Here is a 25,560-nt window from a genome sequence, read left to right on the forward strand (position 1 = left end):
TTAGCTGGCGCGCGAGCCGCCCCCGCCCTTGCGGGCCAGCGCACTGATGGCGCTCAAAGACGCCAAATCCAAGGGCGGCTGCGCCTCTAGCGGCTGCCGCTGGGCTTGCAAAGCCTCTCGCAGCGCCTCGCTGGCCTGCCAATCTGCGCCCGGCCCTGCAGAACTCGGAGCTTCATGCGCCTGAAGCGGCTGAATCGGCGCCGCCGCTTGCTGACTGACCTGGCTGACCTGCGTCAGCAAGGCGCGGAAGTCCTGCAAATCCGGCGCGGGTTTGGCCTGCGGCTGGGCCCGGGCCGCCAAGCCAGACAAATCCAGCTCCGGCGCAGCGGCAGGCGATGTTTGGCGAGCCAGACGCGACAGCCCCAGGCTGCTCAAGTCCAAGTCTGGTGCATCCGACTTCTGGGCTGCCTTGGGTGCGAGCTTGGGCATGTCGATGCGCAAGAACGGCGCAGCCGCCTCAGCCTGCAGGCGCGCGCGCTCGGCCGCCTGAGCCTGCCGCTGCGCCAGCGCCTGTGCTTCGCGCAAAGCAAGTGCTGCGGCTCTTTCTGCTTCGGCTGCTTGCGCGGCCAAAGCGGCAGCCTCTTGGCGCTGCCGCTCGGCCTGAGCTGCGGCTTGCGCGGCCGCGGCTTCACGTGCTTCGGCCTCTTGTTTGGCAGCCTCCTGTTTTGCTGCTTCTCGCACTGCAGCTTCACGTTCAACTGCGGCTATTGCCGCTGCTCTTTGCTCAGCGGCTTGGCGCTCTGCTAACCCACGGGCTGCTCGCTCACGTTCTGCAAGCTCTCGTTCAGCAGCAAGCAATCTCTGCTTTTCTTCCTCCGCCGCACGCTCCGCCTCCCGCCGGGCCAGCAAAGCTTGCCTTTCCAACTGCTCGGCCGCCGCCTTTGCCTCTTGCTCCCTTTTTTTGCGCTTCGCCAACGCAGCCTGCTCGGCCAACTTGGCCTGCTTGGCCGCGCGCGCTTGGGCCTTTGCCGCTTGCTTTGCTTCCTTATCCGCTTCCAGCTTCTCCAACTTCAAAGCTTTAGCGCGAGCTCGCTCGGCCTTGGCTTGTTGAGCCGCCCGCTCTCTCTCAGCCTGCAATCTTTGATGCGCGACGCGACTTGCTTGCGCTTCTTGCGCTGCAACCGCTGCGGCAAGGGCTTCTGCATCAGGGGCTGGTTCCGATTGCAAAACGGATTCGGCCGGCTGCGACTCCAAGGCTTGCTCAACTTGATTGAAAGCCTGGTGCGGAGTCTCTTCATCCGCATTCGCCAGCAGTTCATGCCTTGGCTGTCGTTCTTGCTCTTGTTCTGCGACGCCCCCTGCTTCTTCGACCACCAAGTCTTGCGCGACCACAGTGGGCTGCGCAAGCAATGGTGCAGGCAAGGCAGGACGGCGTTCGCTGATGTCCTCCACATCGCTGACATCGCTCATATTCCAGCGCCCCGCCTCTGCGCCAAAACGCGAGCGTGACTGGTTCAGCGATGCATTGCCAAGGCCTTGTTCACCGCGCCGCGGCGTCGAAGTCGGCAGGGGACACTTGACGCTGCTGTTGGCATTCAGCGTGTCTTGGGAGATGGACAGATCGACCGGCTTGTCGCGCTCGCGCAAACGTTCTGCAAAGACTTGCAGAATCGTGTTTGGGTCGAAGTCGCCGTCCGAGCTTTCAACCAAGCTCGGACCTGCAGCGGATTTCTCTGTCATTCGTCCATTGTGCCGGGGCTTGGTGACAAAAATGACGGCGAAACCCCGAGGTGCATCCCCCTAAGAACGGGAGGCATCAGCCCTTTGGCTTTCGCACCCAATATGCATGGCGATCGTCGAACCGTATCGGTCGGCAGGCACCACGAAAGGTCGCGGCTTTGTGCCCGGAGCGGAAGTCCATTCCTTATTGCTCTGGCGGCACGATGCCGGGAGTTCGGCCCGGCGGCCGACTCACTTTTCTTGCCTCGCCAAGAAAAGTAAGCAAAAGAAGGCGCCCCGGACGCCTGGCCCCTGCGGGGTCCGTTGCGGTGCTCGAAATTCAGGGCCCGTGCCCAACTCACTTCGCTACGCTGCGTTCAAACAAGGGGCACGAAGTCTGATGTTGAGGGCGCTGCGCGCCTGCCCAGAATTGCTGCGCTCCTCACCCAGTCATACGGGATGAAGAGCTACGGCTCGCTGCGCATCGCCTCGAACAGGGTGCTGCGCGCAGCGCGCACCCCTTAAGGCGACGCGCAGCGAGCCGTGTTCTTTGGGCTTCCCCTTCTGCATGGGCGAGGAGCACAGAGTTTGCCGGGCATCGCGCAGCGACTTCAAGAACTGGCTTCGCGCCCCTTGTTTGAACGCAGCGTAGCGAAGTGAGTTGGGCGCGGCCCGGAAAATTCGAGCACCGCAGCGAACCCGAGGGGCCATGCAGCAGGGGCGGCTTCTTTGCCTTCTTTCTTGGGCGCCCAAGAAAGAAGGTCGCCCGCCGGGGCGAACACCCGGCATCCTGCCTGTACAACCAAAGTCACGAGAGATTGCCCCAGCCGAAGTCCGCTCTGGGCACAAAGCAGCAGCCCAAACTTCACATATGAGCGGCAAGAACCGGCCACGCTTTTCTCAGCCCAACCCCGCCCTACCAAGCACACCCCTTGGTCCCACCCCGCACCGCGTCCACCGCCAACGGCACCACAGCCAAGAGGCCGAGCGTTTCACCATAAGCTTTGCGGCAGTCGGCGCGTTTGGCTTCTTCCATGCTCTCGCTGAGCTTTGACTTGCGTTCCGGCGGCAGCGGCATCAAAGGCAAAACACCACGCGAGCCTCGGGCTGACAACTCGCCGCCGCGTGGCAGGGTGAGGTTCAAAGGCTTGACCTCGGGCGAGGCTGACGCGGGCGTGGCCACATCACGACCCAAGCGCGGTCCGGCATCGGGTGAGCCCAAACGGGGACGGGCGCCGCCGGGGTCGGTCAGACTGGCGGCAGTGGCCTTTTGGGGCGGCGCTTCGCTTGAAGGGCTGGGCTGGGCGCTGGTCGGTGTAGTTGAAGCTGTTGTTGCAGTTGCAGTTGCGGGGCTGGGCGCTGGCGTTGGCGTCGCCACCACCGCAGGCACGGCCTGGGTGCTGGCAAGGGCAGCGGCAGACGATGCCGCCGGCTCGGCGGCCTTGGCCGCCACGGCGCTCGTTTCAGATGGCGCTTGCACCGGCAGCGCAGCAGGCACTTCGGGCGCCTTGGCCAAGGGCTCGGTCGGCATCGTGGGCAAGGGCTGCAGCTTGGGCACGGCGGCGATTCGGCTGGCCGGCAGGCGGGCGGCAGGCAGGGCCAGCGGCGGCGACAAAGTTGGTGGCGGCAGCGCAGCCGCGTCGCTCTTGGCGATGGCAGGTAGACGCTCGCTCAGGGCCGCAGGCCGGGGCGGCGGTGCGTCGAGCCTGCGCATTACGGCGGGGGCCTGACGCAGCTCGGCGAGTGGCCTTGTTGCATCCGGCACGAACAAGGGTGAAGGCAAGTCATCGATTCGCCACAACACCGGCGGCAGGCTAGGCAGGGTCTTGGCCTCCAAGGCGGGGGCCGAGAGGGCTGCGGTGTTGGCCAATACCGGCACGCGGCCGAGCGACTCACTAGGCGCCCGGTTCTTCTTGAGCCTGGGGGCGGACGGCAGTTCACGGCCCGGGGGCGCACTCAGCACCGCCGTACTCCGCGTGGGCTCGGCCAAAGCGGCCGGGGAGGGCAAGGTCTGCGTATCGAGCGAGCGCAGTTCGGGCAGTTGGGGTGGAGCAGGTGCGGGTGCCGGTGCCGGTGCAGCTGAGGGCGCAGGCGCCTGCGCGGCATCCGCCTGGGTCTGCGCCATGATCTTGGGCGCGATATCGCTGGAGGGCGCGGCCTCTTTCGCATCAGGCGAAATGCTGGCCAAAGCATCGGTCGCCTCGCCGGGCTTGGGGACGCGGCTGGCCCACTCGCCCTCGCGAGCGGCGCCGGGCGTCATGGGCAGAGGCTGCGGCGCTTCGGCCGGCCGGACGGTGCCGCCATGGCGTTCTTGCCTACCTTTGCCCACCGGGCCCTGCTGCGCCTGCGTGGGCGCGGCTTGCGGGCGCACCGCGTTCTGATCGCCTGTTCCACCCGTCAAGGTCACATTGAGGCGCCCCCAGACGCCGTCGCCGGGCTTGGCGGTGCCGCCGGGCGCGGTGCCAATCCACAACAGCAGCAAGGCATGCATCAACACCGCCAGCAGCAGGCATTGGCTGAGCTTTTCGGCCTGCGGGGCGGCCGGCGTATGGGGGGACAAAGCGGACGGCCAAAGGCGCGCCGCGAGGATGCGCGGAGTCAGCACGGTTGGACAGTCATCTTCTTCATCATCAATAAGCGAAAGACCCTGAGCAGGAGGCCAACAGAGGTGCAGCCCTGTCTAGCGGGGTTCGTGCTGCGCAGTCTAATGGCCCAGCGCCATACTGGCGGATGAAACCCCCTCACAAAATGCCTGCGGCTTGCATTGAAGCTCGATGGCGTTCTTTTGAATCGATTCATGACCGAGTCTTTGTTTGGGCCCCCGGCCCCGTTCGAGTTTGCCCCAGGCGCTTGGCTGCTGCCCGGCTTGGCCCTAGGCGCCGAGGCCGCGCTGTTGTCGGCGGTGGAAGCGGTGCTGGCGCAGGCGCCGCTGCGCCAGATGCAAACACCGGGCGGCCAGACCATGCATGTAGCGATGAGCAATTGCGGGCCGCTGGGCTGGGTGTCCAGCCGCGCCGGCTATCGCTACCAGGCGCTGGACCCTCTGAGCGGCCAAGCCTGGCCGACCATGCCGCCGGAGCTGAAGTCGCTGGCCCGGCACGCCGCCGAGCTGGCGCATTATGAAAACTTCGAGCCCGACGCCTGCCTGATCAACCGCTACCTGCCGGGCACCAAGCTGAGCCTGCACCAAGACCGCGACGAGCGCGACTACAGTCAGCCGATTGTGTCGGTCTCGCTGGGCCTGCCGGCGGTGTTTTTGTTCGGCGGCTTGCAGCGCGCCGACAAAACCCTGCGTCTGCCACTGACGCATGGCGATGTGTTGGTTTGGGGCGGGCCGTCGCGGCTGCGCTTTCATGGGGTGATGCCGGTGGCCCAGGGCCAGCATCCCCATCTGGGCGAGCGGCGCATCAATCTGACCTTCAGGCGCGCCGGCGAGTTGCTCTCTACTTGTCGCCCTTGAGTTCAACAAACTTGGGCTGAGCGCGCGAACCCATGCCGACGCTGAGCTGAAAACCGCCCAGATCCTGCGGCCCCAGATGCGCCAGCGCCTCCAACACCGAGGCGCGCGTCAGCGGCGCTTTGGCCTGGCGCAGGCCTTCGACCATGATGCGGGCGGCGATAAAGCCCTCCAGGCTGATCGAGTCGAACTGCTTTTCGCCTGCCTGACGCATGGCTTGTTGATAGGCCGCCACCAGCGGCAGCGCGGCGTCTGTTGCGTCGGGCACAACTTGCGCGATCGTCACGCCGCTCAGGCTCTTGCCCAGAGCCTCGCGCAAGGGCTCCAAGCCCGCGAAGGACAGGGTGTAGAAGGGCCCGCGGTATTTCTGTGCCCGCGCCGCTTTGACGAAGGCCGCGCAGGTGCCATAGGTGCTGACCATGAAGACCGCGTCCGCCGGGGTCTTGCGCACCAACTCGGTCGCGACATCGGCCACGCTCTCGGAATTGCGCTTGACGGTGGCACTTGCCAAGACCTGAATGCCCTGCTCCGCGGCGGCGGCCTTGACGGCCTCCAGCCCCGAGCGGCCAAACATATCGGCCTGGTACATCACATTGACGGTGCGCAAGCCCGCCGCCTTCATGGCCTGCACCAGCTTGCGCCCCTCATCGGCATAGCTGGCCCGCACATTGAAAACATAGGGGCTGGGCGGTTCGCGCAGCACGTCAGACCCGGTATAGGCGCCGACAAAAGCGACCTTGGCGCGCCGCACATAGGGCAAGGCCACAAAGCTGGTGGGCGTGCCGACATAGCCGAACAAGGCCACCGTCCGCTCATCGTCGATCAACTGTCGGGTATTGGCCTCGGCACGCTCGGCTTCGTAGGCATCGTCCAGCAGCGTCAGCGCAATCGTCGCGCCGCCCACACCGCCAAGCTTGTTCACTTGGGAGAAATGGGCTTGGGCCCCAGCGTGAAAGCGCCGCCCCAGCAAGGCCGCAGGACCGCTGAGAGCCGCGGAGGTTCCAAGATGAATCACCGGCGCGCTACCGCCACCGCTGCTGCCCCCTGCACTATCAAGGGCCGATTCGGCCCACGCACGCGAACCCAGCGCCAAGCAAGCCGGCACCAAGATCAAAAGGAAAGGTCGGTAGCGCCGCAACATCGGATCGTCGTGATGGGCTGTCGAGTGGCACAAGGGTTTGACTGCAGTCTACGTCCAAGTGGTGCCGAGTGGTGAGATGGGGACAGGTCTTGCCCCTGGCCTGCATCGACTATCGCACACCAGCCCTTGCCGCAGGGCGCGCGTTTGACCTTGATCAGACTTTCGCCAAATGGAACTGCGGGGCGGCCGATCTTCACCCCAGCGTCACCCGAGCGTCATCAAGCCCGGTCACGCTGCCGTCATGCAGTTTTCCTGCCCCTCATCTCACATGCCAACAAGGAACTCCCGAGATGCTCTTGCATGACTTCCACCAAAAGATTGAAACCCTGCGCTGGGACGACCACCGCTACTACCACCAGTGCCGCATCAACCAGACGCTGCACCTGATCAGCGCGATCAGCTTTTTGTTCGCCTACGGTCTGCTCTTCATCGATCCGGCCGCGGCCGGCATCATCGGATGGACCGTCGGCATGGTGACGCGGCAATCGGGCCATATCTTTTTCGAGCCGCGCGGCTACGACCACATCAATCAAGCGACCGACGCACACAAAGAGTCCATCAAGGTCGGCTTCAATATGCGCCGCAAGGCGGTGCTGATCGGCGTCTGGCTGGCCTTGCCCTTGCTGCTGTGGGCCAGCCCCAGCTTGTTTGGCCTGATCGCGCCAAGCCACGGCTGGCAAGGCTGGATGCACGATGTAGGCCTGTGCTGGTTGGCCCTGGGCGCCGCCGGCCTGTTGGCGCGCACCGTGCATCTGTTCTTCTTGCGCAGCCCGGCTTGGGGCCTAGCCTGGGCCGCCAAAATCATCAGCGACCCGTTTCACAACGTGGCGATCTACTGGCGCTCGCCCATCGCCCTGCTGCGCGGCCAGCGCCTGGACCCGATGAGCGAAGGCGCGCCCGAATCCAGCGCCGCCTGACCCGAACAGGTCAGGACTGCGCACCGGCTTGGCCGCCACGCCACAGCGCCAGCAGCCAGGCCCGCAGACGCGCCAGCCAACCGAGCCCGGGTTCAGGCTGCGGAGCCGGGCTGGGCTCGGCCGGGGCAGGGACAGGCGCCACGCTCAATTGCGTTTCAAAGCGCTGGAAGAACTCGCCGATGATTTTTTGCGCAGCGGCGTCCACCACCCGCGAGCCGATCTGCGCCAGCTTGCCGCCGATCTGCACATCGGCGCTGTAGCTGAGGCGGCAGCTCTGTGCGGACAAAGCTTCCAGACTCACCGCCGCGCGGCCTTTGCCAAAGCCGGCCACACCGCCCTGCCCCTCAAACTGCACGGCATAGCTTTGTGGTGCCACCACGTCTTGCATCTGCAGCGTGGCCTTGAAACGCGCCCGCACCGGGCCCACAGCCGCCATCACCACCAGTTGCAGCTGGTCTTCGGCGCTGCGCTGCAACGATTCGCAACCGGGGATGCAGGCCTGCAGCACCGCGTCGTCATTCAGCGCCGCCCAGGCTTGCGCCTGCGAGCAAGGCAGCTCGCGTTGGTTTTCAATCTTCATGGTTCAGGCCTCCAGCGGCGACTGCGGCGCGAGTGGCGACAGCGGCACGGCGGCATGCGGGTGTTTTTGCGCGATCACGCCGTGCCAGCTGCGCCAGTCGCGGCCGGGGTGAACTTCGCCGCAAGATGCACAGGTGCGCGAGGCTTCATCGCTGGCATAGAACTGCTGATACAGCGGTGGCAAGTCGCCGACGATGCTTTGCAGCTGCACCGCATGGCGCTGGATCAGGCCGCCGCAATGGGCGCAATACCACTGGAAGGCATCCAGGCTGCCGGGCGCACGCTGACGCTCGATCACGGTGCACAGGCTGCCGGCCTCGGGACGCTGCGGCGAATGCTGCACATGGGCGGGCAGCAAAAAGATATCGCCCTCTTTCAAATCGACCCGCTCGAACTGGCCTCGGTCCCAGAGGATCAGATGGGCATTGCCCTTGAGCTGATGGAAGAACTCCTCGTGCGGATCGTCGTGAAAGTCGGTGCGCTGGTTGGGCCCGCCGACCACGGTGCAGATGAAGTCGGCGTCTTGCCAGATTTGTTGGTTGCCCACCGGAGGCTTCAGCTCCGCGGCATGGTCCGCAATCCAGCGGGAGAAGTTCAGGGGACGTCCGTATTTCAGCATGATGGGCTTTCTAAGGGAGTGGATTGTGAAGGAGGCCCAAGGTCGAACTGACGTCGCCCTGGGTATGATGCGGCCGCCCATGTCCAAGGACGACTTCAAAATTCAAATGCCCGTGCTCAGCGGCGCCAAGCCTGCCAAGAGCAGCACGGCGCGGCCGGCCAATGTCTCGCTGAAACAGCTGCGCGGCTTTGCGGCCGTGGCGCGCGAAGGCAGCTTCACGCGGGCAGCCCAAACGCTGTTCCTCAGCCAATCGGCCTTGTCGGCGCTGATCCGCGGGCTGGAGAGCGAGCTGGGCCTGCGCCTGTTTGATCGCACCACGCGACGCCTGGAGCTGACCGAGGCAGCCCTGGAGTTGCTGCCCGCGGTGCAGCGTTTGCTCGCCGATCTGGACCGGGTGGCCGGTGATTTGCGTGATGTGGCCGAGCGCCGCCGTGGCCGAGTGCGCCTGGGCACCACGCCTTTGCTCGCAGCCAGCCTGATGCCGGGCTTGATGCAGAGCTTCAGCCAGCGTTACCCCGAGATTGAGCTGACGCTGATGGATGCCAGCACCGATCAGTTGCTGGCTGCCTTGCGCCAAGGCGAGCTGGACTTGCTGCTCTCCACCTTTGACCAAGACGAGCCCGACCTCAGCGCCGAAGCGCTGCTGCGCGACCCGATGGTGGCGGTCTGCAACCGCGCCCATGCGATGAAAGCCTTTGGGGTGAAAGGCGTGCTGCCGAGCAGTCTGGACTGGGCCGATCTGCTGGACCAGCCCTTGCTGTTGCTGCGCGAAGGCAGCGGTTTGCGCGCCCTGGTGGAACGCTGCTTTGCGCCGCTGGGCGGTGCGCCCAAGCCGGCGCAAGAGGTCAGCCATATCGCCACCGCCATGGCCATGGCTGCGGCCGGCCTCGGCCTGGCGATCTTGCCGGCCTATGCCCTGAAGGTGTCGACGCTTCAGCATGCCAACGAGCTGCTGGGCCTGCCGCTGAACAAGCCGGCCGTGGCCCGCGAAGTCTCGCTGGCGCATTTGCAGCAGCGCTCGCTCTCGCCCGCGGCGCTGGCGATGCAAGAGCATCTGCGTGAGCAATTGAGCTTGGCCGAGGGCGCACATCAGCTGGGTTCGAGCGGCAAAAAGATCAAGGCCAAGGCCGGCAGCGTCAAACGCTGAGGCGGGCGCGCCGGCTCAAGATGCTGCGAATCACGCTATAGGGCGTGACCAGCGAGGTCTTGGGGTTGTCGGGCGAGGCCGCGTTGTCCAGCCTGAGCTTGATGGCGCCTGCCGCACCCTCAGCCTCGATTTCATGCACATTGCCGGCCAGGCCGGGGTCGGCCACCAACTCCACAAAAGTGCCTTCCATGCCCAAGGTGCACAGGGCCAAGGTGGCGGCCACATTCGCGTTCTTGGGGTACTGGGCGGCGGCCTCGCGTGCCGTGCCACGGAAGAACACCGTGGGCTCGGTAATGGCGCCCAGATCCAGCAAAGCCTCGGCCGGCGTACCGCGCCAGGCCAGCGGCGGCTTGCTGGAGCGCAGGCACACCCGGCTCAAGCCCGCCATGCGCGCGGCTTGCAAATAATCCAAGCCGGCTAACGCGCCCGAGGGCAGCAGCAACTGCCGTCCCGCCTCGGCTGCGGCTTGCTCCAACTCGGCTTGCAGGGTTGCGTCCGACAAGACGCCGACCGACACCAGCAGCAGGTCGCAACCGGCTCGCAGCACCGCTGCGCCATGCGCCTTGACGGCACCATGGCCAGCAGCCTCCACCACCAACTCGGGCTCCAAGGCCAGCAAGGCCGGCAGGCTGGTGACCACCGGCAGGTCCAACCCGGCGCCCTCCTCCACATGCTGGCACATGGCACCGACCAGTTGCACGCCCTCGCCGCGGCGCTGCAGCAACTCAAGGGCGATCACTCGGCCGATGGCGCCCAGGCCAATCAGCGCGACCCGCACCGGCGCCTGGGTCTTGTGTTGATGGGTAATGCTCATGACTTTTTCTCCAACAATGCTTGTTGCACCACCCGACCCGCCAGAACGGCAGCCAGATGGGCTCGGTAATCGGCCTCGGCATGGATGTCGCTGGACATCAAGCCCTCGTCCACCCGCAGGCCGCGCAAGGCCTCGGGTCTGAAATCTCGGCTCAGCGCTTGCTCAAACGCCGGCAATCGCACCGCGCCTTGGGCGGTGCCGGTCAGGGCCACGCGCACCTGGCCGTCCTCGGCCTGGGCCACGGCCACGCCCACCAGCGCAAAGCGCGAGGCCATTTGCTCGAACTTTTGATAGGCCATGAGGCGCGGCTTGCGGATACGCACACTGCACAAAATCTCATCGGGCTCCAGCGCGGTGCCGAACAAGCCCGTGAAGTAATCGTCCACCTCAATGGCGCGGCGGTCGGTCTGCAGTGTGGCGCCCAGAGCCAGCATGCCGGCCGGCCAGCAGGCTGCAGGGTCGGCATTGGCCAGCGAGCCGCCCAGCGTGCCCATGCTGCGCACCTGCTCGTCGGCGATATGGCCGGCGAGAGTCGCCAAGCCGGGTGCAAAGCGGCGCAAGGCTAGGCTGGTGGCCAGCTCCGCATGGGTCTGCATGGCGCCCAGTTGCAAAAGTCCTGGACTGGGCGCGCTGAACTGCTTCAACTCAGCCACGCCGCCCAGATCGATCAGGCGCGCGGGCGCCATCAGGCCCAGCTTCATCGCGCCGAGCAGGCTTTGGCCGCCGGCGATCAGCTTGCTGTCCACCCCGTCGCGCAGCCAGCCCAGGGCCTGGGGCAGGCTCTCGGCGCGGCAGTAGTCAAAGTCCTGCATCTCGCCCGCCTCCTTGCGCTGAGGCCAGCCATTCGCAGATGGCGGCGACGATGCCTTCGTAGCCCGTGCAGCGGCACAGATTGCCGGCCAGCGCGCGGCGCACCGCCTCGGGCTCGGCCGGCACGCCTTCGCGCTGCATGGCCACGGCGCGCATCAACATGCCCGGCGTGCAGAAGCCGCATTGCAAGGCATGGTGGCGCGAGAAGGCCTCTTGCAGTGCATGCAGCTGCTTGCCCTCCGCCACACCCTCGGCCAAGCCCTCCACCGTTTCCACATTTGCACCGCAGACTTGCAGGGCCAGCACATTGCAGCTCTTGACGGCGCGGCCATTCATCACCACGGTGCAAGCCCCGCATTGGGCGGTGTCGCAGCCGTGGTTGGTACCGGTGAGCTTCAGCTGATCGCGCAGGACCTCGATCAAGAGGCTGGCCGAGCGCGGCTGAAGCTGGGCCGGGCGGCCGTTGACATGCAGCTCCATGCGGCTCAACCCAGCTTCAGACCACTGCGGGCGAATTGCTCGCGGATCAGGGCACGCTCGTCTTCAGTGAGTTGCAGCAGGGGGCGGCGCACCGGTCCGCCCACCTGACCCAGCAACTCCAGCCAGTATTTGCTGTGCGCCTGCGGCTTGCCTTTGGGCTTGCTGGCCTTGAAGGCCTGGCGGGCCGATTCCAAGCTGTCGCGCACCACGCGGGCCTCGGCGAACTTGCCTTCAAATGCCAAGCGGGTGTAGTCGTTGATGCGCTGGTCGGCGGCTGTTTGCAGCAGAAGCGGCGGCGTGGAGCACAGGTACAGGCGCCAGCCCAGCTCCTCGATATTGTCCAGCCACTCTTCCTCGGAGGCGGTGCTGACCTGGATCTTGTCGCCCACCAAACGGCTCAATTCGACGTACATCTCGCGCGGCACGCTGTACTTGATGGCCACGATATTGGGCAGCTCGGCGATGCGGGCGCAGAGCTGAGGGCTCATCAAATAGCCACAGTCGGGATGGTTCCACATGGCGATGCCGATATTGAGCTGCTCGCTGATGTGGCGGTAGTACTCGTAAATCGTTTCGTCGGTGTCGGCCCCGAAGTGCAGCACCGGGCTGTGCACCACGATCCAATCGGCCCCGCAGGCCTCGGCGTGACGACCCAGCTCCAGCACTGTGTCCAGATTGGTGTCGGAGCAAGACATCACCGTGCGCGAGCCATGGGCCCGCGCCACTTCGGCCGCCAGCGTGAAGCTGCGCTTGCGCTCTTCCAGCGACATCGAAAAGAACTCGCCCTGCTTGCCGCAGACGAACAAGCCGCCCAGCTTGAGGGTGCCGGTCCAATGCGCCACATTGGCGCGAAAACCCTCTTCGTCCACGCTGCCATCGGCCGTGAAGGGCGTCAGCATGGCGGCCCAAACGCCGGTGAAATGGGCTTTGGCATAGGCCTTGGCGTCTTGCTTGCTGTAGTTCATGGGGTGGCTACTTTCTGAAAAATCAAAGAGAGGAAGAAGTGGATGGCGACGCGGCCTGCATGGCGCGCCACAGAGCGGCGGCGCTCAAGGGGAAGTCCAGCTGCGCCTCGGTGATGCCGATCTGCGACAGGGCGTCATGCGCGGCATTCAAGAGCGCCGCCGGCAGGCCGATGCAGCCGGCTTCGCCCACACCCTTGGCGCCCAGCGCATTGGCGGCGCTGCGGGTAGGCAGGCTTTCGATGTGCACCGGCGGCATGTCTTCGGCGCGCGGCAAGGCGTAGTCCATCAGCGAGCCGGTCAGCAGTTGGCCGCTGTCGTCGTAGACGATTTTTTCCATCAGTGCCTGACCCAGGCCTTGGGCCAGGCCGCCGATCAGCTGGCCATGCACCAGGGTCGGGTGCACCAACACACCGGCGTCGTCGACCCAGACCAATTCGATGGTTTTGGGCGCGCCGGTGTCGCGGTCGATCTGCAGTTCCACCATCAGGCAGCCGGAGGCCCAAGCTTCATTCGGCGCGGTGTGGAACAGCTCCACCGTGCAGGGACGCGGAGCGCCCTCAGCCAGCTTTTGCTTCAGCTCGGCCGCGGCGGCCAGGATGGCCGATCCGCCAATCGCGGTGCTGCGACTGGCCAGGGCGCCAATGCCGGCCGGGCATTGCGCGGTGTCGCCATGCAGCACCTCGACCTCGCCGGGCGCGCAACCCAAAGCTTCGGCTGCGATCAAGGCAAACGCGGTTTCGCGACCCTGGCCTTGGGCGGTGGCGCCGGTGGCCAGCAGATAGCCGCCGCTTTCCAGCGCGGTCAAGCGCACGCTCTCGCCACCCTGGCCGCAGGGCTCCACATAGAGGGCGATGCCCAGACCGGTCAGCGTACCTGCATCGCCGCGGGTGGCCTGTTGGCGGGCACGGCGCTCCGTGTAGTTGAAACGTTCGGCCGCTCGTTGCAACAGCGCGCCGGGGTCACAGCGGTCCAGCCATTCACCGCTGGGCAGCTGGCGCGGCAAGTCCTCGGCGGGCCAAACATTGGCCAGGCGCAACGCGAGCGGGTCCAGTCCCTGCTGCTGCGCCACCGCGTCCACCAGACGCTCCATCAGGATGCAGGCCTCGGGCCGACCCGCGCCACGGTAGATGCCGGCCGCAGCGGCATGGCTGAGGGTCCCCTCGCCTTCGACCTTCAGCGCTTCGACGCGGTAAGGGCCGGGCAAGATGCGGGTGGCGTTGCGCAGGGGCGCTGCGGCGCTGAACGGCAACCAATGGCCGAGCGTGAATTGCATCTGCGCGGCCAGCGCCTTGAACTTGCCGCTGGCGGCATCCAGCCACAGCTGCCCTTGCAGCTGAGCGCCGCGGCCATGGGTGCCGGAGAGCAAGTCTTCGCCGCGGCTGGCCAGCCAGCGCAGCGGCAGCTTTAAGCGCCGAGCAGCCCAAGCCAGCATCAGGTCCTCCGGGAACACCGAGGCCTTGGCCCCGAAGGCGCCGCCCACATCGGTGGCCACCACGCGCACCTGCTCTTCGCGCAGCCCCAATGCATGGGCCAGGTCCTCGCGCGCCCGGCTTGGGGTTTGGCTGGACAACCAACAGCTCAGCGTCTGCGCGGTCTCGTCCCATTGCAGCAGGGCCGCGCGCGGCTCCAAGGGCGAAGCTGCCACCCGCGGCAGCTTCACGCCCAGATCGACATCCGCGCTGTGCTGCGGCAGTTGGCCCACGCTGATCGATTGATGCAAGGCCCGGCGACCGTTCATGCCGGGGTATAGCGGGGCAGCATCGGCGCCGGTGTCGCCACCCATGTCCGAGAGGCCCGAAGCAAAGTCCAGCACCGGGCTCAGGTCTTGATAGTCCACCCACACCAAGTCCGCCGCCGCCTGAGCCTGATGCAAGCTGTCCGCCAGCACCAACACCACCGGCGCACCAACGGCCATCACCCGATCGAGCGGCAGCAATTCCGCCTGCGGCAGGCTCATGCCCGGCAACAAGGCGTTGACGCGGGGCTGGCGCAGCCCGACAAAGTCCTGCGGCCCCAACACAGCGCGCACGCCCGCCTGGGCTTGGGCTTCGCTCAGTTCAAGGCCGGCAATGCGGGCATGGGCATGTGGGCTGCGCACGAACACGGCATGCAACATGCCCGGCAGCTGGCGATTCGCCACAAAGCCGCCTTGACCTCGCAGCAGCCGCGCATCTTCTCGACGCAACAGGCCGAAAGAGGAGCCGCCATCCTCATGTCGGCCGCCCAGGGCCGGGCGGCCATGCTGTGTGATCGGGTGTGCTGTGTTCGCCATGGCAGCGATTGAAGCGGCGAATCACCATTTGATCAAACGCATAATTTTTATGAATTCAGTAGTCAACTCGATAAATCATCTGGGTCGGCAGGGATAAGGCCGTCAGCGTGGCCTGCCCGCAACGTGAATCGACCTGAACGTTAAAAATTTGTGCGCACCAACTGTTTGGTGTATACATTGCAATTCTTATGAATACACAAATCAAACATGCCTCACTCGCTTGCGCCCTGTTCGGCTTGCTGCTCGCCACGGCGCATGCAGAGTCCACCGGCGGACTGAGCATCTATGGATTTCTCAAGGCCGATCTGGAACAGGTCGATGTGAGCGGCCCAGGCGCGGCCGCGCTGGGCCCCTTACGCCGGGTATCCAACAACCTTTCGGTGCTGGGCTTTCGCGCCAGCGAGGGGCTAGGCGAGGATTTGAGCGTTTGGGCCCAGATTGAAACCAACGTCAAGGTTGACACCGGCGAAGGCCCCTGGGGCGGCCGCAATACCGGCATCGGTCTGCGCGGCCGCTGGGGCGAGGTGTTGCTGGGCCAATGGGAAACACCGCTGCGCTTTGTCTCGGTCTATGCGGTAGACCCCTTCACCGCCAGCATCTTTGCCTCCAACAGCATCATGGGGAACGGCTTCGTCACGGCCGCCAACGCCGTTACGCCAAGCTCCTTTGATCGCCGCCAGCCCAATCTGCTGCAACTCAGCAGTCCGGCAACCGGCGCCTTCACGGCCAAGCTGGCCTATGCCTTGCCGGAGGAAAAAAGCGCCAACAGTTCGCCGGATCTGCTCTCGGGCCTGCTCAGTTATGTCGACGGACCGCTGATGCTGGCGCTCGGCCATGAGCGTCACCGCGACTACTTCGGCGCCGGCAGCCAAGACTGGGCCAGCCGCTTGGGCGCCAGCTACGCCTGGGGCAACACCCGGCTGCGCGGCGCCTGGGAGCGCCTGCACTACGAACCTCAGGCCGGCAAGACGCTGTCACGCGACGCCTGGCAATTGGCCCTCACTCACGACAGCGCCGGAGGCCAGTGGCGCGCCAGCTATGTGAAGGCCGACAAGGCACGCGGCACGGCCAGCGTTGGCGTCGGGGGCATTGGCGCCCCCGGTGTCGACACCGGCGCCCGGCAAATCTCATTAGGCTACGGCCATCGCCTGTCGGCGCGAAGCGAACTCTGGGCCGCATGGACGCGCCTGAGCAATGGCAGCGGCGCGCGCTACAACCTGTCGGCCAACAGTGTGCCGGGCTTGCAGGCCGGGCAAAGCCCGAGTGGCTTTGGCCTCGGCATGACACACAAGTTTTGACGCGTGGAATGCGGCATCCGGCCGCCCGAAGCTAGCCGGGAACTCGCCGCAACTCAACCGCGCACGATGCGATTGCGCCCCTGCGCCTTGGCGCGATACAAGGCCGCATCGGCGCACGCCCAGGGTGACTCCCCGGCGTCCGCTGCCGCCAGCCCGATGCTGACGCTGACGCTCAAACCGGCCGCCAAGCTGGCCCAGTCATGGGCCTCAATCTGGCTTCGAATCCGCTCACAGACAGCCAAGGCCTGCTCGACAGTGGCCTCTGGCATCAACACCAGAAATTCTTCCCCGCCCAAGCGCACCGGCAGATCACGGGAGCGCACCAGTTCTCGCAATATGCGGCCGGCATGTTGCAGCACCGCGTCACCGACCTCGTGGCCAAAGCTGTCATTGATGCGCTTGAAATGGTCCAGGTCCAAAATCGCCGCCAGCAAGGGCTGGCCGCTGCTGGCGGCATGCTGAAACAGACCCGGCAGGCGAGTGCTCAGATAGCGTCGGTTGGACAGCCCCGTCAGCGTGTCCTGATGCGCCGCGGATTCCCATTGAGTGGCACGCATCCGCTGCACCTCGGCGTCCAGTTCGGCGCGTTCGGTGCGCAGGCGTTGCTGTTCAATTTCATGTTGATGCAGCATCATCCAGGCCTGCAAATCGGCACGCGAGCGCGCTTGCCGAAGCGACAACGCATGGAGCTCCTCAAAAGCCTGCAGAGCGGACTCGTAGCGGGTCAACTGCCGCTCCGCCTTCACGATCAAGCGCAACACATCCAGCTGGCTGATCAAATCCTCGGCCGACAGGCTCTCCCGCACGCGCAACAGCGCCAGTCGGGCTTCGTCGGCCCGCCCTTCGCGCAGCATCCATTCGCACAGAACGGACTGCGCCCCCACGGCCATCTGGACCAAGCCATGCGCGCCCGCCAAAGCCAAGGCTTCGCTGGCCAGGGTCCAACTGGGCTCGCGCCGCCCCAAGCCCAGCAAGGCTCGACTCCGATTCAACAGGCAGATGCCCCGACTGTGCGCATTTGCCTCGGCGTCGGCTAGGCTTTGGGCTTGCATGAACAAGGCCAGCGCCCCTTCCAACTGGGCATCGGACGGCGGCGATTCGCGCAGCAGGCCCTCGATGGACAACCAGGCCCGGTTGTACAAAACAGAGAACTTCAGGCCCGCATCGCCGGCGCCCTCGGCCAAGTGCAAGGCCTTGGCAAAGCACTCGTCCGCCGGCCCCCATTCGCCCAACATACCGCGCACCTGGGCCACACGCAGCGCAGCCCACCCATTGGCCAAGAGATCGTGAGAGCCCGCCGCCAGATCGACCGCCCGCTGAGCGTGCGCCAGCCCCTGCTGCACCATATCGGCCTGCAGATAGGCCACCGCCAAGGTACCTTGCAGACGTGAGTGATTCACCGTGTCACTGGCCTGCGCCAGCAAGGATTCGGCGCGCCGCCCCGCCGCGAGACAGGCCTTCAAATCACCCAAGCGAAGTCGATGCAGGGCCAACACGGCCAAGGCCCGGCCGTCTTCACGCAGCGCCAGGGCCGATTCAGCTGCTCGGGCGCCTTCGGCATGGCGCCCGGACTGATCGGCTTCCACCGACATGCGGAACAAGGTGTCAAAGTCCAGTTCAGCGCTCACAGCCTGCCCAACTTTCACTTGATGCATGCGGACCCTGCCCCATGACCGGGTCCGTTTGCTTTTACCGACGCCATCAGAAAGGCCGCGCACCGTCATGCGCCGCGCCGCCTTCTTCTACTCCTTCGCAGCCAAGGCCTTGACCTTGGCCTCGACCCAATATTGTTCCAACAAGCCCTCGGCCTTCATGCGCCGCAAGGTCTCGGCCAGCTGCGGCGCCAAGGCGGCATGCTTCTTCAGCAAATAGGGCCGCAAGGGCACGGGCGCCCCCAGGTCAAACAACTTGACCAGAGTCACCCCGCTGCCCAGCACGACCGAGTTTTGATAATTGAGCACCGAAGAGCTGCTGGCGCACAGAAAGCCTGCATGCGCGGCACCCAGCATGGCAAGACCATTTTTGATCGAGGTCACCGCCGTGACCCGCCCCTCGGGGAAGGTCTTCATCAAGTTCTCACAAAACACCGTGCCACGGGTGTAGACGCCGTGCAAGGAAGACGCCTGCAAATCCTCGATGCGCTTGATGGCCTCAATGGGCCGAGTGGCGTAGATGGAGAACACCACGTCCTGCAGCGAGAAGTCCACCGCAATCATCTCGGGGTGCGCTGCCCCATAGGCCGGCGCGCGCGACATATCACCATCGATGCGGCCGGTTTCGGCCATCAGGTCCACGCGCTTCAAAGGCGCTGCGGAGGCCCGATAGGGCACACCCAAACGTTTGAAGGCTTCCGCATAGACCAAGCGCAGCCAGATCCCGACATAGCTGTTCTCGAAGGTCTCGGTGCCCATCAAAAAAACCGGCGCAGCGCTCGGCGTGCTGGAAGATGCCGCCGCCGATGCAGGCAATGGCAACGCGGGATCGGGCGCCGCTGCATGGGCAAAGCCAGCCACCAGCGCCGACAAGCCCAGCAGGCACGAGCGGCGCAAGCGCGGCAGCAGGCCAGGCTTGGCGATCAGGGCGAGTGCATGGTCGGGCATGTCGCCATCCTAGCGAATAAGCCGGGCGGGCAAAGTCAGTTGGGTGGCTGTCGCCTCAGCTGTGTTGCTGGCGCGCCGCCACCTTGGCCTTGACATCATCCGGCGACCAGAACAGCCACTGCCGCGCCTGCATGTGCTCACGGATCGCCTCGCTCTGCCCTTGGTTGACCTTGCCGGCCACCATGCCCAGGCGAACGACCGTCTCGGCATTGGCCATGCCCTGCGCCATCAAATCTTGCTTCAAACGGTTCAAGACGATCTGACGGTAGCGCTCGGAGGTGAAGAGCTTGAAGCGCCCGGCCGGCACCTCATGCTCTTCCTGCAACTGCGCCAGCTTGGCACCGGGAGAGTCGAGATAAGCCTTGACATCCAAGGCCAGCAGCTCATTGCGCCCCAGATGAAAGGCCAGCATGTCGATCTCGGGGCGCGGGCTGGACTGCTTGCCGATCTGCTTTTTCTCTTCCAGCGTGACGTTCACCTTGAAGGACCGGCGCACCCAAAAGCCCTCTTCCTCGAGCAGGGTGGCCACGATATTTTCAAATTTGTCGATCATCATCATGATTGGGGTTCCAGGCTCGAGTGTCTGCGCGGCGTACCGCTTGGCGCGCACTCAGGCATCAAATTCAGGCCGTTTACTTACAGCACCAATTCAGGCGGTTTTGCGCGGCTGCTTTACAGCCGGCTTAGCGCGCGTCTTCACCGCGGGCACCGCCGCCTTTGGCGCGGCCTTGCTCGTCTTGCCGGCCCGGCTTGGCGCTTTGGCCGCCTTGGCCATCTTGGCCGCCTTGCTCGGGCTGTCTTGCGCTGGCGTCGCTGCCGCTGGCTGCGCCGCCGCACCTTCCTGCTGCTGACGCAATAGATCGATCACATTGATGCTGAGCCGTGCCGTGTGATTGCGCATGGCCTCGTACGAGGCCTCGGCGTTGCCGGCCTGAATCGCGGCCAAGATGGCTTGGTGTTCGTCGTGCGAGACCGACAGGCGCCGCTCCACCTTGGTCTGCGCGGCGCGGAAGGGCGCGAGCCGCTCGCGCAGCCCGTCGAGCATGGCCGTCAACGAACGGTTCTGCGCGCCGGCGCTGATCAATTGGTGAAACTGGTGATTCAACTGCAGATAGCCGGCCTCATCACCACGCGCCACACAGTCTTCGCTTTGCTGCTGCACCATGGCCAGCTGCTTCTTCTGCACCGCGCTCATGCGCTCGGCGCTGATGCGGCAGCACAGCGCGTCCAGCTCCACCATCGCCTCCAGCATGTCGGACAGGTCCGCCAAGCCGATGCTGCGCACGATGCCGCCTTTGCGGGGCTGCAGGTCGATCAAGCCGCGCGCATGCAACTCGCGCAGGGCCTCGCGGATCGGCGTGCGCGAGACCTGAAAGCGCTCGGCCAGCACCAGCTCCTCTAGCTTTTGCCCCGGCGGCAACTTGCCGCTGACGATGTCCTCGGTAAGGCTGCGGCAGATGCCTGACGATGCATTTCCCATGAAAGTCCCTGCTGTGTTTTGGCGTTACGGATTTGGGCCGGGCCGGCAAGCCTTGTGTTGCGCGAGATTCTAGCGGTGACAGGCACAACTGAAATGACCAAGTGCATTGTTGCATACACATATTGTTTGATGTATACATGCAACCTGTGCCAAATGCTCAAGTCAGAGCGACCGGCGCTGCGCAGCAAGGCATGCACTCAGGCAAGCCAGCTCCGCACACATCCACTTCAAACGTCCCCAAGACATCTTTTCAAACGGAGGCCTTCATGGCTGGCAAGCTGCGTCATCTCGCGATTTCTGTTCCCGATCCCTGGGCCGTCGCGCCCTTTTACGAACAAGCCTTCGGCATGAAGAAGGTCGGCGAAACCGACTCCTCCCTGGCGCGCGGCGTCTACCTGAGCGACGGCGTGATGTGCGTCGCACTGCTGAACTACAAGACCGACCAGGCCGCCGGCGAGCGCGGGCGCGACTATGTGGGCCTGCACCACATCGGCTTCTGGGTCGACGAAATCGGCCAGGCCCGCCAAGACTGCGAAGCCGCCGGTGGCAGATACTACATGGGCGAAGTGCCGGTGAAGGGCAATATCTTCTATGAGGTGAAGTACAAAGACCCGAACGGCGTCATCATCGACCTGACCGACCACGGCTGGGGCGGCGCCGCCAAGGATGTGGTCGGCGCCTCGGAAGCACCGGCCTTGCGTCACCCCGATTTGAAAGCGAACCGGGAAGGTCTCTGAAGCCAGGGCGCCGGACTCGGCGCCCTTATCTGACCGGCCAAAAACCGCCGCCCTCCGGCGCAAGGCCTGGTCAGTTGGGCACCGCGTTAGGCAGCGCCTGGCCTGCAAAGCATGCGGCCAAATTGGCCATCAGGCACGCCAGTTGAGCCCGCTGCGCTTCCGGCGACCGGCCGGACACATGCGGCGTCAACAGCACCTGGGGCATGCTGCAGAGTTCGGCCGGCACCTCGGGCTCGCCCTCCAACACATCCAAACCGGCACCGGCAATTTCGCCGGCCTGCAGCGCGGCGATCAGGTCGCCGGTGTGCAGCACCGAGCCGCGGGCGATATTGACGATAAAGCCCTGCGGACCCAGCGCTTGCAGCACCGGGCGCTTGATCAGATGCCGCGTGGCAGTTCCACCGGGGCAAGCCAACACCAGATAGTCGGCCCACTCGGCCAGGGCCAGCAGATCGGCCTCATGCCGATAGGCCAACTCAAGGCGCGCGCTGCGGGCGTGATAGGCCACGTCCATATCAAAGCCCGAGGCGCGGCGCGCAATTTGTTGGCCGATATTGCCGATGCCCACCAGCCCCAGGCGACGGCCGTTCAGCGTTGGCCGCTCAGTCCGGCTGCTGAGCCACGCGCCCGACTTGACCGCGCGGTCCAGCGGCACGATGCCGCGCGCCAAGGCCAACATCAGCATCAAGGCGTGGTCGGCCACGGTCGCGTTGTTGATGCCCGGGGCATGACTGACCTGGATGCCGCGTTGGCGCGCCGCCGCCAGGTCAATACTTTCATAGCCCGCGCCAAACGCGCTGACCAAGCGCAAGCCCGGCAGCGCATCCATCTGATCGGCCGACAAGCCAACGCTGCCATTGCTGAGCACCGCCCCCACCGACTGGCCGCGCAAGCGCAACCAAAGTGCCGCGCTCGGGCCCTCAAAGGCTTCGATCACACGGTAGTGCTGCGCTAACTGCGCCACGAAGGGGGTAGGCAGCGGAATCAAGATCAGCAGCGCAGGGCGTTGTGGTTCGAGCATCTTGGCTTCTCCAGTTTGGCGGCCACCGTCTTGCGCAGCTTTTGCTGCAGGACTGTGGCGCCCTCGGACTCAGGAGATACCCTGAATCACTTGTTATGTATACACGGCAATGTTATTGTATGCATACACCGCAAGCAAGACCACCTCGATTGAACTCAGCAAGTCAAGTCTGGTCAGGCCTCAAACCTCCGCACGAACAAGAATGGAACGCCAATGAACTGGTATGCACTCGCCTCCTACGATGCGGGCCTTGGCCCCCGCCCTGCCCTGGTGCTGAATGAGCGCCTGTATGACGTCGCCGCCACGCTGCAGGCCTGCGGCATCAGCGAGCACCCGCTGCGCGACGGCGTACAAAACGCGGTGGAGCAATGGCCGCACAGCGCCGAGGCCATTGCCTCTTTGGCCGAACGCGCCGCGGCCCTGCTCGGCAGCGGAGAGCTGACCGCACTGAACACGGCCGACTACCGCCTGTGCACGCCCTACCGCCCTGGCCGCATCTTTGGCGCCGCCTCCAATTACTACGAACACGCCAAGGAAATGGGCACCGAGCTGGCGCCGCGCAGCGAAAGCTCGCCCTATGTCTTCATGAAGGCAGACAGCAGCGTCATCGCCACCGAGCAAGATGTGATCAAACCGGCCACCACGCAAAAGCTGGACTGGGAGGTGGAGCTAGGCGTGGTCATCGGCAAGGAGTGCCGCCATGTCTCGGTCGAGCAGGCGCATGAAGTGATTGCCGGCTACACCGTCTTCAACGACATCAGCGCCCGCGACTTGAACCGCCGCAGCGACTACCCCTTCACCCACGATTGGTTCCGCGGCAAGAGCTTCGACACCTTCGGACCCATGGGCCCTTGGCTGGTGCCGCGCGACTGCATTGCAGACCCGCAGCAGCTGCGCATGCGCTTGCAGGTCAACGAGCAAATGATGCAAGACGACAGCACCGCCGGCATGATTTTCAACATCGCCGAACAGATCGCATATTTGTCTTCAATGCTGACCTTGCGGCCGGGTGATTTGATCGTCACCGGTACGCCAACCGGGGTCGGCATGGCGCGCGGCGTCTTCCTCCAGCCGGGAGATGTGATGATTGCCAGCATTGACGGCATTGGCAGCATCCGCAACCGGGTGGTCGCCGCCGAGGCCGCAGTGGCGCTCGGCTAGGCTCAAGCCGCCTGCCGCCGCAAGCTTGAGAACAACAAGAGGGGACACGCATGAGGAAGACTTTCTGGCGAACCAGCCTGCTTTGCGCCGGTTTGATGCTGAGCTGCGCGCAAGCCATGGCCCTGGACAAGGTGCGCTTCAACCTCGCCTGGTTGCCGCAGGGCAGCACCGGCGGCGTGCTGGTCGCCGCAGCCAAGGGCTTTTACAGCGAGGCCGGCATTGAGCTGCAAACGCAGCGCGGCTATGGCGGCCAGCGCACGGTCAATGAAATCGACCAAGGCTTGTTCGAGTTTGGTTATGGCGACCCGATCAGCGTGATGCTGAACCGGGCCAGCGGCGGCAAGACGGTGATGGTGGGCGCGATCAACACGGTCTGGCCGGCAGCGCTGTGCTTCTTGGAAAACCCCAAGAAGAAGATCAGCAAGCTGGCCGACCTGAAGGGCCTGAGCATAGGCGGCGGCGCGGCCTCGCCCTTGCAAAACATCGTGCCGGCCTGGCTGGCGGCGAACGGCCTGCCGGCCACCCATGTGAAGCTCTTGCGCCTGGACCCGTCGGTGATCAACCCCTCGTTTCTGGAAGGCAAGATCGACCTCGCGGAATGCTGGGAGGGCGCCAACAAGCCGCTGCTCGACGCGCTGGTGCAGCGCGAGGGCAAGACCCTGGGCGCCCTGCGTTACCGCGACTTCAATCTGAACATTTACGGCAACGGCATCGTCACCAGCGAAAAGCTGATCAACAGCAACCCCGATCTGGTGAAGCGCTTTGTGCGCGCCACCTACAAGGGCTATGAGTACATGCGCCAGAACCCTGCCGAAGCGGTGGACCTGATCGCCGCCAGCAACAAGCTGATGGCCAAGCCGATTCTGCTGGCGCAGATCAAGGAAACGCTGGCCATCATCAGCGACCCCGGCGCCGACAACAAAGCCACCGGCTACATCCGCGCCGACCGCATGCACGGCACCATCGAATTTGCCAAGCAGGCTTTTCAGGTCACCGCCGCTGTGCGCGGCGGCGAGGTCTACACCAATCGCTTCATCGTCGACTGACGGTGCGGCTCGAAGAACAAGGATTGAAGGAACTCCCATGAGCGACCGCATCAAGCCCCGCAAGCTCGGCCACCTGGTTCTGATGGTGCGCGACATCCACAAGTCGGTGCAGTTCTATACCGAGGTGATGGGGCTGACCGTTTCCGACTGGATCAGCGACCAGATGGTCTTCCTGCGCGCCGGCAGCGACCACCACGATCTGGCGCTCTCGCAACTGCCGGCCGGCTCAGACTTTGAAGACCTGCCGCGCTACAACCGCCCAGGGCTCGAGCACTTTTCCTACTTGGTGGATGACGTCGCCGAGATGGAGCGTGCGGTCAAAATTTTGCAGGCACGCGGCATCGAAATCGTGCGCGGCATCGGCAAGCATGGCCCCGGCGAGAACCTGTTTCTGGTCTTCAAAGACCCGGACGGCAACAACGTCGAGCTGTATTGCGAGATGACACAGATCACGCCCGAGCAGCCCTATGAGTCCAAGGTTTGGGAGCGCAATATCGACTCCTTTGACCAGTACCGCTTTGCTCGCTTTGTGGTGCCGCCACCGGCTGCCGTGGTGGCGGCCAAGAGCGGCCAGCCTGCCGTCGCCAACAGCACAGAGCCGGAAGCCACATGAAGCGCGGCCTCGAAACGCTGATCTTCTGGGGCCTGCTGGCCGCGCTGTGGGAATACGGCGTTGGCTACCTGGGTGTGCGCCGCTATCTGCTGCCGCCGCTGAGCGCGGTGCTGGCGGCCGGCTGGGAGCAACGCGAGATGCTGCTCAACGAAACTTGGGTCACGCTCTTGGAAGTGGTCGTGGGCTTTGCTGCCGCCGTGCTGGGCGGGGTGTTGATGGGAGTGCTGATTCACCTCAGCCCCTTGGCGCGGCGCACGCTGTACCCGCTGATCACCGCGCTGCAAAGCATGCCCAAGATCGCTTTGGCGCCACTGATGATTGTCTGGTTCGGCTATGGCTTTGCGTCCAAATTGGCCTCGACCTTTTTGTTCGCCTTCTTCCCGGTGGTGGTGGCCACGCTGGGCGGCATGGCCAATGTGCCCATCAATCTGGATGAGCATTTCCACGCGCTCGGTGCCTCGCGCTGGGACCGCTTCTGGCGCCTGCAAGTGCCGGCCGCCCTGCCCGCCTTTGTCGACGGCATCAAGATCGCCATGCCCTTGGCAGTGATTGGCGCCATCGTCGGTGAGTTCATCGGCGCCGAAGAAGGCCTGGGCCATTTGATGACCCTGGCCACCGCGAACGCGCAAACCGATTTGATGTTTGCCGCCATCTTGGTGATCACCGCCCTGGCCGTGTTCTTGTACTGGCTGGTCGAGCGCTTGGCGCGCGCCGTCTGGTGGCGTGGCATTTCCTTCTGAGTCA

The 25,560-nt window shown here is 64.9% G+C and carries 24 protein-coding genes; 9 read left to right on the forward strand and 15 right to left on the reverse strand.

The window, feature by feature from the left end:
- Both WG899_RS00405 and WG899_RS00410 read right to left on the reverse strand, forming a co-directional pair.
- Window positions 1-1,680 (reverse strand): hypothetical protein, encoded by a 1,680-nt coding sequence (locus tag WG899_RS00405; protein ID WP_339593644.1) that lies wholly within the window; start codon window positions 1,678-1,680, stop codon window positions 1-3.
- Window positions 1,681-2,575: 895 nt separating this feature from the next.
- A complete protein-coding gene (locus WG899_RS00410; protein WP_339593645.1) occupies window positions 2,576-4,264 on the reverse strand; it encodes a hypothetical protein in 1,689 nt (562 codons plus the stop codon).
- Window positions 4,265-4,456: 192 nt separating this feature from the next.
- On the opposite strand from WG899_RS00410, the gene alkB reads away from it, so the two are divergent.
- Window positions 4,457-5,119 carry a DNA oxidative demethylase AlkB gene (gene alkB / locus WG899_RS00415; RefSeq protein ID WP_339593646.1) on the forward strand — a complete coding sequence of 221 codons (663 nt, stop codon included), beginning with the start codon at window positions 4,457-4,459 and terminating at the stop codon, window positions 5,117-5,119.
- On the opposite strand, the gene WG899_RS00420 is transcribed toward alkB, so the two are convergent.
- Window positions 5,103-6,257 carry an ABC transporter substrate-binding protein gene (locus tag WG899_RS00420; protein WP_339594208.1) on the reverse strand — a complete coding sequence of 385 codons (1,155 nt, stop codon included), beginning with the start codon at window positions 6,255-6,257 and terminating at the stop codon, window positions 5,103-5,105. The genes alkB and WG899_RS00420 overlap by 17 nt on opposite strands.
- Window positions 6,258-6,547: 290 nt before the next feature.
- Between WG899_RS00420 and WG899_RS00425 the strand changes: the two genes are divergently transcribed.
- The gene (locus tag WG899_RS00425; RefSeq protein ID WP_339593647.1) at window positions 6,548-7,174 is read left to right on the forward strand and encodes a hypothetical protein; all 627 of its coding nucleotides are present in this window, start codon (window positions 6,548-6,550) and stop codon (window positions 7,172-7,174) included.
- 10 nt (window positions 7,175-7,184) lie between these two features.
- On the opposite strand, the gene WG899_RS00430 is transcribed toward WG899_RS00425, so the two are convergent.
- Window positions 7,185-7,754, reverse strand: a complete 570-nt coding sequence (locus tag WG899_RS00430; RefSeq protein WP_339593648.1) for an SRPBCC family protein — start codon at window positions 7,752-7,754, stop codon at window positions 7,185-7,187.
- 3 nt (window positions 7,755-7,757) lie between these two features.
- Window positions 7,758-8,372: a 3-hydroxyanthranilate 3,4-dioxygenase gene (locus WG899_RS00435; RefSeq protein ID WP_339593649.1), complete on the reverse strand. Its 615-nt coding sequence runs from the start codon at window positions 8,370-8,372 to the stop codon at window positions 7,758-7,760.
- 79 nt (window positions 8,373-8,451) lie between these two features.
- On the opposite strand from WG899_RS00435, the gene WG899_RS00440 reads away from it, so the two are divergent.
- A complete protein-coding gene (locus tag WG899_RS00440) occupies window positions 8,452-9,519 on the forward strand; it encodes a LysR family transcriptional regulator (protein ID WP_339593650.1) in 1,068 nt (355 codons plus the stop codon).
- Here the strand turns inward: WG899_RS00440 and WG899_RS00445 are convergent.
- From WG899_RS00445 to WG899_RS00465, 5 genes are read right to left on the reverse strand one after another with little or no spacing between them, the layout of a single operon-like run.
- Window positions 9,509-10,333, reverse strand: a complete 825-nt coding sequence (locus WG899_RS00445) for an aspartate dehydrogenase (protein ID WP_339593651.1) — start codon at window positions 10,331-10,333, stop codon at window positions 9,509-9,511. The two genes, WG899_RS00440 and WG899_RS00445, sit on opposite strands and share 11 nt — an antisense overlap.
- A complete protein-coding gene (locus tag WG899_RS00450; RefSeq protein WP_339593652.1) occupies window positions 10,330-11,145 on the reverse strand; it encodes an FAD binding domain-containing protein in 816 nt (271 codons plus the stop codon). Before WG899_RS00450 ends, WG899_RS00445 begins: the two co-directional genes overlap by 4 nt.
- A complete protein-coding gene (locus tag WG899_RS00455) occupies window positions 11,132-11,623 on the reverse strand; it encodes a (2Fe-2S)-binding protein (protein ID WP_339593653.1) in 492 nt (163 codons plus the stop codon). The genes WG899_RS00450 and WG899_RS00455 overlap by 14 nt, the downstream gene beginning before the upstream one ends.
- A 5-nt stretch (window positions 11,624-11,628) precedes the next feature.
- Window positions 11,629-12,588, reverse strand: a complete 960-nt coding sequence (locus WG899_RS00460; RefSeq protein ID WP_339593654.1) for a dihydrodipicolinate synthase family protein — start codon at window positions 12,586-12,588, stop codon at window positions 11,629-11,631.
- A gap of 22 nt (window positions 12,589-12,610) precedes the next feature.
- Window positions 12,611-14,860 carry a xanthine dehydrogenase family protein molybdopterin-binding subunit gene (locus tag WG899_RS00465; protein ID WP_339593655.1) on the reverse strand — a complete coding sequence of 750 codons (2,250 nt, stop codon included), beginning with the start codon at window positions 14,858-14,860 and terminating at the stop codon, window positions 12,611-12,613.
- A gap of 188 nt (window positions 14,861-15,048) precedes the next feature.
- Here WG899_RS00465 and WG899_RS00470 point away from each other — a divergent pair, with 188 nt between their 5' ends.
- Window positions 15,049-16,158, forward strand: a complete 1,110-nt coding sequence (locus WG899_RS00470) for a porin (RefSeq protein ID WP_339593656.1) — start codon at window positions 15,049-15,051, stop codon at window positions 16,156-16,158.
- 53 nt (window positions 16,159-16,211) lie between these two features.
- Here WG899_RS00470 and WG899_RS00475 read toward each other — a convergent pair whose 3' ends face one another.
- The 4 genes from WG899_RS00475 to WG899_RS00490 all read right to left on the reverse strand — a co-directional run bounded on the left by WG899_RS00475 (window position 16,212) and on the right by WG899_RS00490 (window position 20,238).
- The gene (locus WG899_RS00475) at window positions 16,212-17,786 is read right to left on the reverse strand and encodes a GGDEF domain-containing protein (RefSeq protein WP_339593657.1); all 1,575 of its coding nucleotides are present in this window, start codon (window positions 17,784-17,786) and stop codon (window positions 16,212-16,214) included.
- A 114-nt stretch (window positions 17,787-17,900) separates the two neighbouring features.
- Window positions 17,901-18,758: a transporter substrate-binding domain-containing protein gene (locus WG899_RS00480; RefSeq protein ID WP_339593658.1), complete on the reverse strand. Its 858-nt coding sequence runs from the start codon at window positions 18,756-18,758 to the stop codon at window positions 17,901-17,903.
- Between the two features lie 55 nt (window positions 18,759-18,813).
- Window positions 18,814-19,317: a hypothetical protein gene (locus tag WG899_RS00485; protein WP_339593659.1), complete on the reverse strand. Its 504-nt coding sequence runs from the start codon at window positions 19,315-19,317 to the stop codon at window positions 18,814-18,816.
- A 90-nt stretch (window positions 19,318-19,407) separates the two neighbouring features.
- Window positions 19,408-20,238 (reverse strand): GntR family transcriptional regulator, encoded by an 831-nt coding sequence (locus WG899_RS00490; RefSeq protein ID WP_339593660.1) that lies wholly within the window; start codon window positions 20,236-20,238, stop codon window positions 19,408-19,410.
- Window positions 20,239-20,504: 266 nt separating this feature from the next.
- Here WG899_RS00490 and WG899_RS00495 point away from each other — a divergent pair, with 266 nt between their 5' ends.
- Window positions 20,505-20,975, forward strand: a complete 471-nt coding sequence (locus WG899_RS00495; protein WP_339593661.1) for a VOC family protein — start codon at window positions 20,505-20,507, stop codon at window positions 20,973-20,975.
- 70 nt (window positions 20,976-21,045) lie between these two features.
- Here the strand turns inward: WG899_RS00495 and WG899_RS00500 are convergent, their stop codons facing one another.
- The gene (locus WG899_RS00500; protein WP_339593662.1) at window positions 21,046-21,996 is read right to left on the reverse strand and encodes a 2-hydroxyacid dehydrogenase; all 951 of its coding nucleotides are present in this window, start codon (window positions 21,994-21,996) and stop codon (window positions 21,046-21,048) included.
- Window positions 21,997-22,209: 213 nt separating this feature from the next.
- Here WG899_RS00500 and WG899_RS00505 point away from each other — a divergent pair, with 213 nt between their 5' ends.
- The 4 genes from WG899_RS00505 to WG899_RS00520 are packed head-to-tail and all read left to right on the forward strand — an operon-like array spanning window position 22,210 to window position 25,556.
- On the forward strand, window positions 22,210-23,157 hold the full coding sequence (locus WG899_RS00505) for a fumarylacetoacetate hydrolase family protein (RefSeq protein WP_339593663.1): 948 nt from the start codon (window positions 22,210-22,212) through the stop codon (window positions 23,155-23,157).
- Between the two features lie 50 nt (window positions 23,158-23,207).
- Window positions 23,208-24,203 carry an ABC transporter substrate-binding protein gene (locus tag WG899_RS00510; RefSeq protein WP_339593664.1) on the forward strand — a complete coding sequence of 332 codons (996 nt, stop codon included), beginning with the start codon at window positions 23,208-23,210 and terminating at the stop codon, window positions 24,201-24,203.
- A gap of 37 nt (window positions 24,204-24,240) precedes the next feature.
- Complete coding sequence (locus WG899_RS00515; RefSeq protein ID WP_339593665.1) at window positions 24,241-24,816, forward strand: VOC family protein; 576 nt, start codon at window positions 24,241-24,243, stop codon at window positions 24,814-24,816.
- Window positions 24,813-25,556 carry an ABC transporter permease gene (locus WG899_RS00520; RefSeq protein ID WP_339593666.1) on the forward strand — a complete coding sequence of 248 codons (744 nt, stop codon included), beginning with the start codon at window positions 24,813-24,815 and terminating at the stop codon, window positions 25,554-25,556. The genes WG899_RS00515 and WG899_RS00520 overlap by 4 nt, the downstream gene beginning before the upstream one ends.
- Window positions 25,557-25,560 lie beyond the last annotated feature (4 nt).

The sequence above is a fragment of the Paucibacter hankyongi genome (assembly GCF_037482915.1).
GTDB classification, from domain to species: domain Bacteria; phylum Pseudomonadota; class Gammaproteobacteria; order Burkholderiales; family Burkholderiaceae_C; genus Paucibacter_A; species Paucibacter_A hankyongi.